This window comes from Streptomyces sp. NPDC059875, from assembly GCF_042731085.1.
Classification (GTDB): Bacteria; Actinomycetota; Actinomycetes; order Streptomycetales; family Streptomycetaceae; genus Streptomyces.
In genome coordinates, this window is record NZ_JBHWJZ010000008.1 from 289,100 (window position 1) to 302,467 (window position 13,368).

The following is a 13,368-nucleotide window of genomic DNA, read 5'->3' on the forward strand; positions in this document are numbered from 1 at the left end:
GCCTGCGGGCTCAGGCCTGCAGGTGGCCGAGGACGGACCGCGCCGCCCGGCCGACCGCGTCACGCGTCAGCTCGTCCTGGTCGATCACCTCGAAGCCGTGGTGGGCGTGCGGCAGGTCGATCACCTCGGTGTGCGGCGCCACCGCCAGGAACTCCTCGACCGTCTCCGCGGTCGGCCCGTGCTCCTGACCGACCCGGGTCAGCACGATCGGCAGGCGCCGCCCCGCCGATCCCACCCCGGCCGCGGGGCGGAACCGGCTGTCCACGAGCCGCCAGCTGGGCAGGGGTGCGAGCACGGGATACGACATCGCCACACACCGCAGCCACGGCGGGGGCGCCGCGAGCCAGTCCGACGACAGCAGCCCGCCGGCGGAGAAGAACCACAGGGCGACACGGTCACCGTCGACGCGCGGGTCGGCCCTGACGAGTTCGACCGCTTCGGCGACGTCCTCGGCGGCACGGGCGTAGTCCGCGAGGCCGTGCAGCCGATGGTCCAGCATCGCGCCGACCGCGCCCATGCCCGCCACCAGGCGGCTGTAGCCGACGTACGTCGGCCAGTCCCGGGGGGTGGGCTGCTGATCGGGGGAGATCGGCCCGCCGTGGACGAACACCACCGCCGGACGAGGGCCGGGTGCCTCCGGCAGATGGAGATCGACCCGCCCCAGCCGCTCGCGGGGCCGCTCCGGCACGTCCAGGAGGAAGGGCCGGAGATACTGCGGCTGTTCGCGTTCCACGGCGGTGATCCGGTGCCCCTCGCCCGCCGCCGCCCGGAGCAGCACCTCTGCCAGCTCCTCGGGGGAGGAGAGCATCGGCCAGTGGCCGGTGTGGAGTTCGAAGAAGCTCACCTCGGGGCCGGCGAGCACCTGGAACTGCGGCGGTCCCGCTGCGACCATCATCTCGACCGTGTCGATGGAGGACCCGTTGGCGGTGCACAGGACGCCTGTCGTCGGCCGTTCGAAGGGCGAGCGGGAGAGCCGGAGCGGCTGGGTGAGCGTCCTCGGCGGCTGGGGCACGGCGTCGCGGTCCAGTCGGGCGAGGGCGTCGGCGGGGATGCCGTCGGTGCTGCCCCAACGCTGCCACTCGTCGCCCGACGGCGGCGGGACGGTCTGCTCGGTTCCCGACGCCAGCAGCTCGCGCACCGACTGGTCGGGTACGAGCGCGAGGGCCGCGTCACCGTCCTGGGGCATGCCCGTGTCCAGATAGACGATCCGGGCGATGCGCTCCGGGCGCCGGTCGGCGGCGCCGAGGACGGGGTGGATGCCGTAGTCGTGGCCGACGATCACCACGTCGGGAGCGTCGATCCCGTCGGACCCGTCGGACCCGTCGGACCCGTCGGACCCGTCGATCCCGTCGGACCCGTCGATCTCGTCGATCAGCCGCACGAGATCCGCGATGTGCGCCTCCAGGTCGGTGTCGGGCCCGGACGGGAGCGTCACCGGATGGACCTCGGCCCCCTCCTTCCGGAGCCGGGCGGTCACCTCCTGCCACACCCAGCCGCCGGTGAAGGGTCCTGAGACCAGCACGAAAGCCGTCATGAGCATCTCCTCGCGTACGTCGGGCCGTTCGGGCTCGCCGGTACGGTAGGAACTCCCCCTGAGGGAGGTTCAAGTCGTGTCGTCCACTGAAGCCGTGTCCGCGGGAATATGGAGCATCGGGGAACTCGCCGAGCACGCCGGTGTCACCGTCAAGACCGTGCGCTTCTACTCCGACCGTGGGCTGCTGCCCGAGGCCGGCCGCAGCAGCGGCGGCCACCGGCGGTACGGACCCGAGGCGCTCGACCGGCTCCGGCTGATCCGCTCGCTGCGCTCCCTCGACCTGCCGGTACCGGCGGTGGGGCGCGTGCTCGACCGGGACGACGCGCTGGAGGACGTCATCGCGGGGCGGCTGCGGGAGGTCGGCTCCCGACTGACCACCCTGCGCTGGCAGGAGGCGTCCCTCCGGCTCCTCCAGGACTGCACCGCCGAGGAGCGGGCCGAGCGCCTGCGCCTGCTCGGGGCCGTGCCCTCGCTGCCCGACACGACGGCCCTGGCGCGCTTCTGGCGCCGCACGCTGCCCGTACGGCTTCCGGCGCGGCTGGTCTCGGCGGTCGTCGACGCGGCCGTTCCGCAGCCCCCGGCGGATCCGAACCCGGCCCAGGTGCTGGCCTTCGCGCGCCTGCACGCCCTCGTCTCCGACGGACTCCGGCTCGTCGTGCACCCCGCCGGCGCGGACGACCGCCCGAGCGTGCTCTACGAGGGGCTCGCCGAGGCGTACGCCCTGGCCGCGCCGGACCTGCGGGCCGGGCGGGCGCCGCGCGCGGGCGAGGCGCTCGACTGCTTCGTCTCCGCCTACGCCGGCTCGAAGGGGACGGCGGGCACGGCGGACACCCCCGCCTTCCGTCGCTCGCTCAAGGGCGAACTCGCCCAGGGCGCCCATCCGCTGATCGAGCGCTACTGGCAACTCGCCGCCGAACTGGCCACCCCGGCGTCAGGCCCGGCGGAACCCACGGCCGGAGCCGCCCATTACTGGCTCTGCGCCGCCCTGGGATCCGACATCGCCGGGCGCACGACCTAGGGCCTGTCCGACGGGCCGAGGCGGCAGCGGCGCCCTGGCCCCCTCGGCAGCGGAGTCCTGGGTCCTAGTGGCGGAAGAAGATCCGGTCGGCGTACTCCGTCATCACGCGGCCGTTCCACTCGTGGCCGCCGTCGACGTTCCCCGAGCGCAGCAGCGGGGGCTCGATGCCGAGGCGGACCATCTCCTCTGCCGCCGCGGCCATCGTGGCCTGCATCAGAGCGCTGGTGACGACCGTCGAGGCCGGGGCGAAGGGCGCCTCGATGCCCTCGTACGTCAGCTCGGCGTCGCCGATCGCGATCCGCGAGTCGAGGACGATGTCGCAGTGGTCCTTCAGGTACGTCCCCGAGACGTGCCGGGACTTCGTCTCCGTCGCGTACGCCACCGAAGTGACGCCGATCACGGTCAGGCCGAGGGCGCGGGCGTTCATCGCCATCTCGACGGGCAGGGCGTTGCGGCCGGAGAGCGAGACGATGATCAGTACGTCGCCGGCCTTGGCGGGCGAGGAGTCGAGGACCGCGCCGGCGAGGCCGTCCACGCGCTCCAGGGCCGAGCCGAGCGTCGCCGGCATGACGTCGACGCCGACGACGCCGGGGACGGCGAGCAGGTTCATCAGGGCCAGTCCGCCCGCCCGGTAGACGACGTCCTGGGCGGCCAGGGAGGAGTGTCCCGCGCCGAAGGCGAAGAGGCGGCCGCCGGCCGCGACGGCCTCGGCGATCGCGGTTCCGGCTGCGGCGATCTCCTCGGCGTCCTCGTCGCGGACCTGCTGCAGCAGGCCGATCGCGGCGTCGAAGAACTGTCCGGCCAGCTTGGACCCGCGCGCGCTGTCGCCCATTCCCGAAGCTCCTTGTCGTCGTTTCGCGGATCACGGTGCGGTCTGGACCATTGCTCTGTCAATACCGCCTTTCCCCGGCGCGGCACGGTTGTCGGTGGGATGCGTCAGAATTGGTGCAGGGCCAGCGCACGACTCATCGAGGGGCACGTATGTCCGGACTGATCGACACAACGGAGATGTATCTCCGCACCATCCTCGAGCTCGAAGAGGAAGGTGTGGTCCCCATGCGCGCCCGGATCGCGGAGCGGCTCGACCAGAGCGGCCCCACGGTGAGCCAGACCGTGGCCCGTATGGAGCGCGACGGTCTGGTGACCGTCGCGGGCGACAGGCACCTGGAGCTGACGGACGAGGGCCGGCGGCTCGCGACGCGGGTGATGCGCAAGCACCGCCTCGCCGAGTGTCTGCTCGTCGACGTGATCGGCCTGGAGTGGGAGCAGGTGCACGCCGAGGCCTGCCGCTGGGAGCACGTGATGAGCGAGGCCGTGGAGCGGCGCGTTCTGGAGCTGCTGCGGCACCCGACGGAGTCGCCGTACGGCAACCCGATTCCGGGTCTGGAGGAGCTGGGCGAGAAGGCCGAGGCGGAGTCCTTCCTAGACGACTCCATGGTGTCGCTCGCCGACCTGGACGCGGGTCCGGACGGCAAGACGGTGATCGTCCGCCGGATCGGCGAGCCGATCCAGACGGACGCCCAGCTGATGTACACGCTGCGGCGGGCGGGCGTGCAGCCCGGTTCCGTGGTGAGCGTGACGGAGTCGGCGGGCGGTGTCCTCGTCGGCAGCAGCGGCGAGGCGGCCGAGCTGGAGGCCGACGTGGCCGCGCACGTCTTCGTGGCCAAGAAGTAGCGGTCCGCATCTCCCCGCGGGGCTGCCGGGGCTCCGCGGCCGGACGCCGCCCGCGGAGCTCCCCGGCCCGTTTTACGGCGGAATCGCCACGCCCGCACCCTCGGCGTGCCACGCTGGGGGAAGCCGTACGGCCGGGGAGGGGTGTGCGATGACGAAGGCGTCCGGGGCGGTGCGTGAAGAGACAGAGGGCCCCGGCGCCCATGGGCGCCGGGGCCTGTCCTCCCCTGTGCTGACCCGGAGCCCCGAGCTCCCAGGGTCATCCCCTTCGGACCGTTTTCCCCGAGCGGTCCGCCTCCCGCTGAAGATCTCCCCTCGGCGGCGCGCGTCAATCCTTGAGCGTGGTCACTCGAACGAGGGGTGTTACGTGGCAGAACCGCATTTTCGAATATGGGTTCGATAGTCTGGCGGTGCTCGACACGCTCGATGGGAAAGAGGGGGTGCCAGGGAACATGGTGCGACGTCTCGACGTCACCGGAGCCGCCGGCGTACGCCTGGCTGCCTGGGAGTTCACGGAAGAGCGGGCGGAGACGGCCGGGTCCGGCGTCTTACTCCTGCACGGCCTCATGGGGCGCGCCTCCCACTGGGCGCCCACGGCGCGCTGGCTCGCCGGCCGCCACCGGGCCGTCGCGCTCGACCAGCGCGGTCACGGCCGCAGCGACAAGCCCGCGGCGGGCCCCTTCACACGCGAGGCGTACGTCGCCGACGCGGCCGCCGCGGTCGAGCAGCTCGGGCTCGGACCGGTCACCCTCATCGGCCACTCCATGGGCGCCCTGACCGCCTGGCAGCTGGCCGCCGAGCGCCCCGACCTCGTCCGCGCCCTGGTGATCTGCGACATGCGGGCCTCGGCCCTCGGGGCCGCCTCGCAGCGGGAGTGGCAGGACTGGTTCCGCCGCTGGCCTGTGCCCTTCGCCTCGCTCGACGCCGTGCGGAAGTGGTTCGGCGAGGAGGACCCCTGGGTCGAGCGGTCCCAGCCCGCCCGCGGCGAGTTCTTCGCCGAGGTGATGACCGAGCGCCCCGACGGCTGGTACCCGGTCTTCGACCCCGCCCAGATGCTGACCTCCCGCGAGACCTGGGTCCACGACGCCCACTGGGACTCGCTCGCCCAGGTCCGCTGCCCGACTCTGGTCGTCCGTGGCCTGGACGGCGAACTGGGCCGCGCCGAGGCCCAGGAGATGGTCCGCGTCCTCCCCCGCGGGGCGTACGCGGAGATCCCGGACGCCGGCCACCTCCTCCACTACGACCACCCGGAAGCCTGGCGCACGGCGATCGAGCCGTTCCTGGAGGGCGTCCTGACCTCGTAGCCCGTGCCCGGCTCAGGAGGTCCGGTCTACCGCGGGTGGACCGGACCGTCGTACACGTTGTCCGGCGTCACGATCGCGGTGACCGCCCGGGCGACCAGCGTGCTCGGCTCCTGGCCTCCGGAGAAGATGTCCGTGTTCATCATGAGCACCATCGTGGCCTTCTGCGAGGGCAGATAGACGGTCACGGTCTCGTAGCCCGGGATGGATCCGTTGTGCCCGGTCCAGCCGTTGGCCTCGAAGATGCCGAGGCCGTAGCTCGTGCCGGGGAAGCCCGTCGGCAGCGTCTTGAGCCGCTCGGCCTGGGTCTCCGGGCTGAGCAGGGTGCCGGTGGCGACGATCTTCGCCCAGCGCCGCAGGTCGTGCAGGTCCGAGATCATTGCTCCCGCCGCCCAGGCCCAACTGGGGTTCCAGTCCGTGGAGTCGGCGACCTCGCCGGTCAGTGTCTGGTCGGTGTACCCGCGGGGGTGCGGCTCGGGGAACTCCGCACCCTTCGGAAACAGCGTCTCGCGCAGGCCGGCCGGACGGAGCACCCGCTTGTCGATGAAGTCCTCGAGGCACTGACCGCTGACCTTCTCGACCACGAGGCCGAGGAGGATCAGGTTGGTGTTGGAGTACTCGAACTGCTGCCCCGGCGCGAAGGTGTTGTCGTGCTTGAAGCCGTACGCGAGCACCTCGTGCGGGGTGAACGAGCGGCTCGGGTCGCTCTCCAGCGCCTGGATGAACTCCGGGTCGGAGGTGTACGGGAACAGGCCGCTGCGCATCTCGGCGAGATGGCGGAGCGTGATCTTGTGGCCGTTCGGCACGCCGTCGATGTAGCGGGAGATCGGGTCGTCGAGCCGGATCCTGCGGTCGTCGACGAGCTTCAGGAGCGCGGTGACCGTGAAGGTCTTGGTCTCGCTGCCGATCCGCACGGAGCCGTAGGTGGTCATCGGCCTGCCGGTGACCTTGTCGGCGACACCGGTCGCGCGGAGATAGCACCCCTTGCCCGGCAGCCAGAGTCCGGCGACGATGCCGGGGATGCCGGCCTGCGTACGGACGTCCTCGATGGCCTTGTCCAGCCGGGCGGTCAGCTCGGGGCCGAGACCGTCGCGCGGGCAGTCCTCCGTACCGTGCCGGTGGGAGGTGGGGGTCGGGACGGCCGTGGCGGGAGCGGTGGCCATCGGGGCCAGCACGGACGCCACGAGCAGTGCCGCGGCGAACAGACGGCGGGCGGGGGTACGTCGCATGACGGGGCGTCTCTTCCGGTTCAGGACTGAGGATCGGAACGCCAACGTGACCCCCGCGCCCGCGCGTGCACCGCTTCCTCAGGTCCACTCCCCGGTGAGTCCACTCATTCGGACCCGGACCGGGCCCTACTGGTCGGCCGCCGCCAGGGCCGGTTCGATGCGGCGCAGGAGGCCGGGCCAGCCGCGGCCCATTCCTTCGAGGGCCGTCTTGCCGAGCGGAGAGTCCAGGTCGAAGCCGGCGTGCTCCAGGAAGAGCCGGGTGCCGGTGCCCTCGGGGCGGAGCTCCCAGGTGATCGTGGTGTCCAGCGTGCCGGGGGCGAAGCTGTAGCGGAGCAGGCGCTCGGGCTCGACGGCGAGCACCTCGCACTCCTGCTGCCCCCAGTTCCCCATGTCCAGGGTGAAGCGGTGGCCCACGACGGCCCGCACATCACCGGCGGCCCACCAGCGGGCGTGCAGCTCGGGATCGGTCAGCGCCTTCCAGACCGCGGCGGGCGGATGCGCGATGAACTGGTCGCAGTGGATGACGTTCGGTTCGGTGGGGGTCACGGGTTCTCCTCGTCGATCAGGTCGCTCAGCGCACGCATCCGGGCGCGCCAGTAGTGCTCGAAGGGATGCAGCCACTCGCCGACCTCGGCCAGCGGAGCCGCCTCCAGGTGGTAGTAGCGATGCCTCCCCCGCGGCTCCTCGCGCACGAGACCCACGTTCCTGAGCACCGCCAGATGCTCGGAAATCGCAGGCCGGCTCAGGTCGAACTCCCCGGCCAGCTCCCCGGCCGCCCGCGGCCCGTCCCGCAGGGCTTCGAGCAGCCTGCGTCGTACGGGATTGGCCAGGGCGCTGAACACATCGACTACCGCCATGCCCCCCACTATGTGTCGGAAGATTCCGACGTGTCAACTTCTTCCGACACGTTTCCGGGGGCGCGCTCAGCCGCTCGACCGCACCGACAGGCCACGCAGGAGGCACTCGGTCAGGCGGGTCGCGATCGTCCCGTCCGGGTCGAGACGGGGGTTGAAGATCGTGACGTCGAGCCCGACCGCGTGCTCGTCGGTCAGGGCGGTGACGAGGACGTTCTCCAGTTCGGACCAGGTCAGGCCGCCCGGCTGGCGGTAGTCGACGGCCGGCATGATCGCGTCGTCCAGGACGTCGACGTCGAGGTGGACCCAGTACCCGGCCAGGGCGCCGTAGGTCAGTCGATCGACCGCCCCGCGCGCCGCCTCGGCGGCGCCGGCCGCACGGACGTCGTCGAGATCGAGGGCGTACAGCCCAGGAGGCAGCGGTTGCATCCCGGCCGCCGCGGACTCGTCGGCGTCGCGGAACCCGAACGCGACGACGTCCTCGTCCCGGACCAGCGGCCCCCGGCCTTCGAGGTCGGCGAGGATCCGTGGGCCGCGGCCGGTGGCCAGGGCGAGTTCCATCGACGCCACCTCGCCGGCCGGCTCTGCCGACGGCTGGTAGAAGTCCGTGTGGCCGTCGAGGAACAGCAGGCCGTAACGGCCCCGACGGCGCAGGGCGAGGAGGTTGCCGAGCAGGATGCTGCAGTCGCCGCCGAGGACGACGGGGAACCGCCCGGCGTCGAGGGCCTCGCCGACCGCGTCGGCCAGGAGGGCGGAGTGCCGCGCGATCCCGACCGGGTTCAGAGTCCCGGTCTCGGCGTCCTGCTTCGGGTCGTACGCCGCTGCCTCGACGCGCCCCGCCCGGATGACCCCGGGGTGGTCCTTCAGCCCGGCGTCGAGCAGCGCCGCCGGTAGGTCCTGGACGCCGGATGGCCACAGCCCGAGCACGGACGGGGCCTCGATGATCGCCAGTTCACGGCCAGGCAGTGGCATATGTCCATTGTCGCCCCGCCGGGCAGGTCGGGAAGATGATCTCGGTTGCCGACACTGCTCGTCCTCGCCGATCCTGTGGGCTCGACGCTTTCGGGAGGATGACAATGGGCCTGGTTCTGTTCCCGGGCGACGGAGACGACAGCAGTCCTGACATCTCCTGGTCCTACAGCGGTTTCGCCGCCTTCCGGCGGCGCTTGGCGCAGGCCGAGGGGTTCGAGCTCTCCGAGATGTGGGGCTTCGGCGGAGAGCGCCCGTGGAGTGACGTGTCCACCACGCTGGAGCCGCTCCTCGATCATCCGGACGACGACGGCGACGACCTCCAGGCTGCCGAGTGCGCCGCGATCCTGCCGCGGTTGGAGGCGATCGCCGACCGGTGGGAACTGCTGAAGGCCGACGATCCACTCCTGCCAGGGCACATCGAGGACGCCCGCCGGCTGACGGACGTCCTGCGGTTCTGTGTGGCGAAGGACGTCCCGCTGGTCTTTCTCTGAACCGGCGACGTGCCGTGCTCGACGTCGGTCCCTGCGTCCCCTAAGCCCGCCCGCACTCCTCGAGGCCGTCGAGCCAGCGACGTACCGCCGCGCTCAGCGGCGGCTCGCCCGGCTGGTCCATCGATCCCCTTGCCACCCATTCGGCGAACCGTCGGAGGACCCGCGAACGATTCGGCGCTGTCAGCACGGACGTACTGATCGCGCGCTCCCACGTCGTCCCGAAACACAGCACGCTCCCGTCGAGCGAGAGCATGCGGAACTCGGGGCGGCAGTGCGCGCTGCCGAATCCTCCGGCAGCAGCCTTCCCCATGACGTCCCATGAGCTCTGCAACTCGACGCAGTTCCACTGCGAGGGGCCGCCCTCCTCGGGGCCGAACGCGAGCAGGAACCTGCGGTCGGTCTCGGAGAAGAGCCCTCCTTCGACCGACAACCGGTACCAGCCGGCGTTCGCCTTCTCGTGCAACAGCGGTTCGGTGATGTCCAGCAAGGCCTCGACGCGGCCTTCTTCAGGTGGACAGCTCGGTGCCTGGCCGGTGATGAAGGGCGGAATGAGCCCTTCGGGTTCGGCCCATCCGTCCACGACCAGCAGACCCGCTGCGGCGAGGGATTCCATGAGTGATCCGGATCCTAGGCGCCGAGCTCCGCGAGGAAGGTGGACCAGGCGGCTGGGGTGAGGGTGAGGGAGGGTCGGGTGGTGTCCTTGGAGTCGCGGACGTGGACGGTGTGGGGGCAGGTGGCGACCTCGACGCAGTTGCCGCCCTGCTCGCTGCTGTAGGAGGACTTGGTCCAGACGGCGACCTCGACGCAGTCGCCCCCCTGGGGGCCGCTGTAGCTGCTCTTGAACCAGTTGAGGTCGGTGCTCATAGTTCTCGTGCCACCTGTTCGATGAGTCGTGCGGAATCTTCCGGGGTGAGGGCTTGTGCCCGCAGAGTGCCGTACCGCGCGAACGCGTCCCCCAAGTCGGGTTGTTCGCTCAGAAAGTACCTGCCGCTCAGGCCTTCGACGTAGACGAGTTGGCTGCGACGTTCAGCCGTTTCGAGCAGGATGAACGGCCCGCTGAGGCCAGCATGAACCTCTCGGTCCTCTGACATCACTTGAATCTCGACGTTGCGGAGCCGACCGACTTCGAGGATGTGCAGCAGATTGTCCCGCAGGACCTTCCGGCCCCCGATCGGCCGGGTGAGCGCGACCTTCTCCAGGACGAACCTGATCAGTGGCACCGGCTTCCGGTGGAATACCTCGTGCCTGCTCATTCTGGCGGCGACCATGTCCTCCAGTACGTCGTCATCCCACGGCGGGCTGGCGCAACGGAAGACCGCTCGTGCGTACTCCGGCGTCTGTAGCAGGCCGGGGATCAGGTGGTTCTCGTACGAGTGGATGCCTGCTGCCTTTGCCTCCTCCTCCAGGTAGTCCTCGAACCAGGCGGCGACAGCGCTCGCCGTGATCTCCTGCGCGACCTCCATCAGTGCACCTTGTGCACCCAGTAACGCGTCCGCGATCTCGACGAACTTTCCCCTGGGCCGACGCTCCCCGCGCTCGATCATCGCCACCTGGGACTTGGAATACCCGGTCTCCTTACCCAGTGCGTCCTGCGACACCTTCGCCCGCTCCCGGTAGAAGCGCAGGAGTCTCCCGAAGGCCTTCGCGGCCCCGGGGCTCCCGTTGTTTCCGATGTTCACAACCCACCTCCCCGAGTGCACAGTCCTGCACAAACGGCCTGTGTCGCTGGTCACAGTAGAACCGCGCCGGAAAGCTGGCGTCATGAATTCGCGCAAGTCACTTGACAGGGTGCCTTCTTGGGTTCCCGCCACCGGTCATGCCCTCCGTCACGCGGGCGTTCACTTCGACGCCGTACGGATCGGGGGCTTCCTCGGGGAGGACGTGGCGTACCGGCTCATGGAGTTCACGGACTTCCACGCCGGACCGATCGTCCGCGAGGCCACCGGTGAGCGGAACCTGTACTTCCTGCTGCCGCCGCAGACCGCCGCCGCCCACGCCTGGCCGGCCCCGGCGCGGGCGCTCAGCCGCAACGGCCGGAGCGAGGCGTTCGTCGGAATCCCCGCGCTCGACGGAACGACTTGGCCGCTGGACTGGCGGTCTCTGCCCACGCCCGAAGACCCGTTCGTGGAACCGGACTTGTTGTACGAGATGGTCACACATGCTGTACGGTGACCGCGTCATCACGCTCCGTGAGAAATGGAGCGGTCCCCGGGGGTGCTGCAACACCATCCGAGGACCTTCACCACCAGTGGATTCGGAGTCCACCAGAAATGCTTCGGCATGCTATCGCGCCGGTTCGGTGCTACACCCAGGTGTCGCACGACATCGTGCGCCATCCGCGTCTGACCAGCGACGCGAAGATCCTCGTCATCTACGTCCAAGGCCTCACCGAGACCGCGTGCGCCAAGCCTCTGAGCGCGCACGCCGTCGACCTGGGCATGAAGCCCGGGCGTACCAGAAGGCCAAGGAGTCCCTGGCCGCCGCCGGCTACTACTTCGACTGGAAGTGGCAGGGCGGGCGCGGGCGTTGGGTCACCGAGCAGCTGCTCTCGAACGTCACCCTCACGCGTGAGGAGGCGAACGCCGTCCGGGGTGACGGGTCGCCGAGTGCCGGTGATCCGACGGTCGGTGCTCCGGAGTCACCGAAACTCGGCAGCTCTAAACCGGTAGAAGAAAACCGGGAGAAGACTCTTCCCCACCCACCCCCCAAAGAGCCGACGCCGAAAGCGGAGCCGGAAGCCGAACCGGAAACGGAGCCGGAGCCCGAGCGGGAGGTGGACCCCGAAGTCGCCGCGGCCGAACGCCTGTTGCTGTCGCTCCGCCACGTGCACCCCGGCCTGTCGCTCGGCGTCCGCGAGGCGCGCAGGCTGGCTGAGGCGGCGGCGGAATGGTTCAGGCGGGGTCTCTCGGTCGCCGATCTGCGACAGGCCCTGACTTCCGGCCTGCCGCGTGAGCCCATCCGGTCGGTCGTGGGCTTCGTGCGGTATCGGCTGGCCGAGAAGCTGCCCGCACCCGCACCCGCACCGGCACCCACTCCACCGCCCACAGCTGCCCCGGCCGCCGCGACTGCCCCGGCTGCCGCGCCCGCCGGGCTCGTCATCTGCGACGGCCCGGGTGACGACCACGCCTTCCGGCCCGTTGCCGGCGAGACCCGTTGCGGCCCCTGCCGTACCGCGGCCGCCCGTCAGCATCCGCCGCAGGACCCCTCCGACGCCTACCGCACCCCCTGGCGCACCCGTGTCCAGGAAGCCGTCAGGAGCGGCGAGTCGGACCCTGCCGCGCCGAGCGGCGTCGGACTGGCGCACTAGGGCCTGGGGCGAAAGTGGATCGTCTGTCAGACCTGCCTGGGATGCTCCGAGCATGGAGATGACAGTGCAGCTGACGATCGACTGCTCCGATCCGCAGAGAATGGTGACCTTCTGGGCCGAGGCCCTGGGCTACGTGCCTGAGCCTCCGCCGGGCGGGCACGCCACGTGGCGTGCTTACTGGGCGGCGGTGGGGGTGCCCGAGGCAGAGTTGCCGGCCGGTGCCGGGGATATTCCGGAGTCGATCATCGATCCCGCGGGACGTGGACCGAGGGTGTGGTTCCAACAGGTTCCGGAGCCGAAGGTCGCCAAGAATCGGTGGCACTTCGACCTGAAGGTCGGTGGGGGCCGTGACGTCCCACTGGACGTCCGCAGACAGCGGGTCAAGGCTACGGTGGAACGGCTGGTCAAAGCCGGTGCCACCGTGCTGCGGATCAAGGATGAGCCGGACATGGGGCTCTACGCCGCTGCCATGCAGGACCCCGAGGGCAACGAATTCGACGTCGTCTGAGGGGCGTTGCTACGGAGAGCTGGGCGCGAGTGACCGGAAGCGTTGCCGCAGGCAGGCAGCGGTGGGGCCCGAGGGCCCCGGCCGCGTGCCCGCCGGGACGGTGTGTCAGACCACGGCGAGCCGGTCCACCAGTAGCTCCACCCTCTGCGCGGCGTACTCCGGCAGGAGCCGTCCCGCCCGGGTCAGGGTCGCAAGGCCGTGCAGGGACGCCCAGAACGTCTCGGTGAACAGCCCTGGGTCGACGCCGTCGCCGGCGACCTCGCCCAGGCTCTCCAGCAGGGCGGCGAAGGCGTCCTTGAGAGGCTCCGGGGTGTCCTCCTGCGCGTACGCGAGGCCGCCGTCGAGCTGGAACAAGGCGTCGTAGACCGCCGGGTTGTGTGCGGCGAAGTCGAGGTAGGCGCGGGCGAGCGCGGCGACCCGCTCGCGCGGGCCGTCCGCGGCGGAGGTCGCGGCCCGCACCGCCGTGGCCAGCTCGGCGGCGCC

Annotated in this window: 17 protein-coding genes; 7 read left to right on the forward strand and 10 right to left on the reverse strand. The window is 70.9% G+C overall.

The window, feature by feature from the left end; all coding sequences use genetic code 11:
• Positions 1 to 10 precede the first annotated feature (10 nt).
• Positions 11 to 1,534: an alpha/beta hydrolase gene (locus ACFV9D_RS13445; RefSeq protein WP_385144873.1), complete on the reverse strand. Its 1,524-nt coding sequence runs from the start codon at positions 1,532 to 1,534 to the stop codon at positions 11 to 13.
• Positions 1,535 to 1,610: 76 nt separating this feature from the next.
• On the opposite strand from ACFV9D_RS13445, the gene ACFV9D_RS13450 reads away from it, so the two are divergent.
• Complete coding sequence (locus ACFV9D_RS13450; protein ID WP_385144875.1) at positions 1,611 to 2,552, forward strand: MerR family transcriptional regulator; 942 nt, start codon at positions 1,611 to 1,613, stop codon at positions 2,550 to 2,552.
• Positions 2,553 to 2,616: 64 nt separating this feature from the next.
• On the opposite strand, the gene ACFV9D_RS13455 is transcribed toward ACFV9D_RS13450, so the two are convergent.
• A complete protein-coding gene (locus ACFV9D_RS13455; RefSeq protein WP_385144877.1) occupies positions 2,617 to 3,384 on the reverse strand; it encodes an SIS domain-containing protein in 768 nt (255 codons plus the stop codon).
• Between the two features lie 149 nt (positions 3,385 to 3,533).
• Between ACFV9D_RS13455 and ACFV9D_RS13460 the strand changes: the two genes are divergently transcribed.
• Positions 3,534 to 4,226: a metal-dependent transcriptional regulator gene (locus ACFV9D_RS13460; RefSeq protein ID WP_385144879.1), complete on the forward strand. Its 693-nt coding sequence runs from the start codon at positions 3,534 to 3,536 to the stop codon at positions 4,224 to 4,226.
• A gap of 449 nt (positions 4,227 to 4,675) precedes the next feature.
• The gene (locus ACFV9D_RS13465; protein WP_385144881.1) at positions 4,676 to 5,527 is read left to right on the forward strand and encodes an alpha/beta fold hydrolase; all 852 of its coding nucleotides are present in this window, start codon (positions 4,676 to 4,678) and stop codon (positions 5,525 to 5,527) included.
• 26 nt (positions 5,528 to 5,553) lie between these two features.
• Here the strand turns inward: ACFV9D_RS13465 and ACFV9D_RS13470 are convergent, their stop codons facing one another.
• From ACFV9D_RS13470 to ACFV9D_RS13485, 4 genes are all read right to left on the reverse strand, one after another.
• A complete protein-coding gene (locus ACFV9D_RS13470) occupies positions 5,554 to 6,753 on the reverse strand; it encodes a serine hydrolase domain-containing protein (protein WP_385144883.1) in 1,200 nt (399 codons plus the stop codon).
• Between the two features lie 126 nt (positions 6,754 to 6,879).
• Positions 6,880 to 7,299: an SRPBCC domain-containing protein gene (locus ACFV9D_RS13475; protein WP_385144885.1), complete on the reverse strand. Its 420-nt coding sequence runs from the start codon at positions 7,297 to 7,299 to the stop codon at positions 6,880 to 6,882.
• Positions 7,296 to 7,610 carry an ArsR/SmtB family transcription factor gene (locus tag ACFV9D_RS13480; protein ID WP_385144887.1) on the reverse strand — a complete coding sequence of 105 codons (315 nt, stop codon included), beginning with the start codon at positions 7,608 to 7,610 and terminating at the stop codon, positions 7,296 to 7,298. Before ACFV9D_RS13480 ends, ACFV9D_RS13475 begins: the two co-directional genes overlap by 4 nt.
• A 66-nt stretch (positions 7,611 to 7,676) precedes the next feature.
• Complete coding sequence (locus ACFV9D_RS13485) at positions 7,677 to 8,579, reverse strand: arginase family protein (RefSeq protein ID WP_385144889.1); 903 nt, start codon at positions 8,577 to 8,579, stop codon at positions 7,677 to 7,679.
• A gap of 104 nt (positions 8,580 to 8,683) precedes the next feature.
• Between ACFV9D_RS13485 and ACFV9D_RS13490 the strand changes: the two genes are divergently transcribed.
• Positions 8,684 to 9,070, forward strand: a complete 387-nt coding sequence (locus ACFV9D_RS13490; RefSeq protein ID WP_385144891.1) for a hypothetical protein — start codon at positions 8,684 to 8,686, stop codon at positions 9,068 to 9,070.
• Between the two features lie 40 nt (positions 9,071 to 9,110).
• Here the strand turns inward: ACFV9D_RS13490 and ACFV9D_RS13495 are convergent, their stop codons facing one another.
• From ACFV9D_RS13495 to ACFV9D_RS13505, 3 genes are read right to left on the reverse strand one after another with little or no spacing between them, the layout of a single operon-like run.
• Positions 9,111 to 9,683 (reverse strand): hypothetical protein, encoded by a 573-nt coding sequence (locus tag ACFV9D_RS13495; RefSeq protein WP_385144893.1) that lies wholly within the window; start codon positions 9,681 to 9,683, stop codon positions 9,111 to 9,113.
• Between the two features lie 14 nt (positions 9,684 to 9,697).
• Entirely contained in the window at positions 9,698 to 9,934 is a 237-nt protein-coding gene (locus ACFV9D_RS13500; RefSeq protein ID WP_385144895.1) for a DUF397 domain-containing protein, read from the reverse strand.
• Complete coding sequence (locus ACFV9D_RS13505) at positions 9,931 to 10,749, reverse strand: helix-turn-helix domain-containing protein (RefSeq protein WP_385144897.1); 819 nt, start codon at positions 10,747 to 10,749, stop codon at positions 9,931 to 9,933. Before ACFV9D_RS13505 ends, ACFV9D_RS13500 begins: the two co-directional genes overlap by 4 nt.
• Before the next feature lie 82 nt (positions 10,750 to 10,831).
• Between ACFV9D_RS13505 and ACFV9D_RS13510 the strand changes: the two genes are divergently transcribed.
• The 3 genes from ACFV9D_RS13510 (at position 10,832) to ACFV9D_RS13520 (ending at position 12,885) form a co-directional block, all read left to right on the forward strand.
• A complete protein-coding gene (locus ACFV9D_RS13510) occupies positions 10,832 to 11,242 on the forward strand; it encodes a hypothetical protein (RefSeq protein ID WP_385144899.1) in 411 nt (136 codons plus the stop codon).
• A 226-nt stretch (positions 11,243 to 11,468) separates the two neighbouring features.
• On the forward strand, positions 11,469 to 12,377 hold the full coding sequence (locus ACFV9D_RS13515; protein ID WP_385144901.1) for a hypothetical protein: 909 nt from the start codon (positions 11,469 to 11,471) through the stop codon (positions 12,375 to 12,377).
• Positions 12,378 to 12,429: 52 nt separating this feature from the next.
• The gene (locus ACFV9D_RS13520; RefSeq protein WP_385144903.1) at positions 12,430 to 12,885 is read left to right on the forward strand and encodes a VOC family protein; all 456 of its coding nucleotides are present in this window, start codon (positions 12,430 to 12,432) and stop codon (positions 12,883 to 12,885) included.
• 105 nt (positions 12,886 to 12,990) lie between these two features.
• On the opposite strand, the gene ACFV9D_RS13525 is transcribed toward ACFV9D_RS13520, so the two are convergent.
• Positions 12,991 to 13,368 (reverse strand): TetR-like C-terminal domain-containing protein (locus tag ACFV9D_RS13525; protein WP_385144905.1); only part of this gene is annotated, 378 nt, incomplete at its 5' end.

Excerpts from the sequence above, each read along its gene's own strand:
- ACFV9D_RS13465 (WP_385144881.1), top strand. The coding sequence starts at position 4,676 with ATGGTGCGACGTCTCGACGTCACCGGAGCCGCCGGCGTACGCCTGGCT.
- ACFV9D_RS13485 (WP_385144889.1), bottom strand. The coding sequence starts at position 8,579 with ATGCCACTGCCTGGCCGTGAACTGGCGATCATCGAGGCCCCGTCCGTG.
- ACFV9D_RS13460 (WP_385144879.1), top strand. The coding sequence starts at position 3,534 with ATGTCCGGACTGATCGACACAACGGAGATGTATCTCCGCACCATCCTC.
- ACFV9D_RS13445 (WP_385144873.1), bottom strand. The coding sequence starts at position 1,534 with ATGACGGCTTTCGTGCTGGTCTCAGGACCCTTCACCGGCGGCTGGGTG.
- ACFV9D_RS13455 (WP_385144877.1), bottom strand. The coding sequence starts at position 3,384 with ATGGGCGACAGCGCGCGCGGGTCCAAGCTGGCCGGACAGTTCTTCGAC.
- ACFV9D_RS13520 (WP_385144903.1), top strand. The coding sequence starts at position 12,430 with ATGGAGATGACAGTGCAGCTGACGATCGACTGCTCCGATCCGCAGAGA.
- ACFV9D_RS13480 (WP_385144887.1), bottom strand. The coding sequence starts at position 7,610 with ATGGCGGTAGTCGATGTGTTCAGCGCCCTGGCCAATCCCGTACGACGC.
- ACFV9D_RS13510 (WP_385144899.1), top strand. The coding sequence starts at position 10,832 with ATGAATTCGCGCAAGTCACTTGACAGGGTGCCTTCTTGGGTTCCCGCC.
- ACFV9D_RS13500 (WP_385144895.1), bottom strand. The coding sequence starts at position 9,934 with ATGAGCACCGACCTCAACTGGTTCAAGAGCAGCTACAGCGGCCCCCAG.
- ACFV9D_RS13495 (WP_385144893.1), bottom strand. The coding sequence starts at position 9,683 with ATGGAATCCCTCGCCGCAGCGGGTCTGCTGGTCGTGGACGGATGGGCC.
- ACFV9D_RS13490 (WP_385144891.1), top strand. The coding sequence starts at position 8,684 with ATGGGCCTGGTTCTGTTCCCGGGCGACGGAGACGACAGCAGTCCTGAC.
- ACFV9D_RS13470 (WP_385144883.1), bottom strand. The coding sequence starts at position 6,753 with ATGCGACGTACCCCCGCCCGCCGTCTGTTCGCCGCGGCACTGCTCGTG.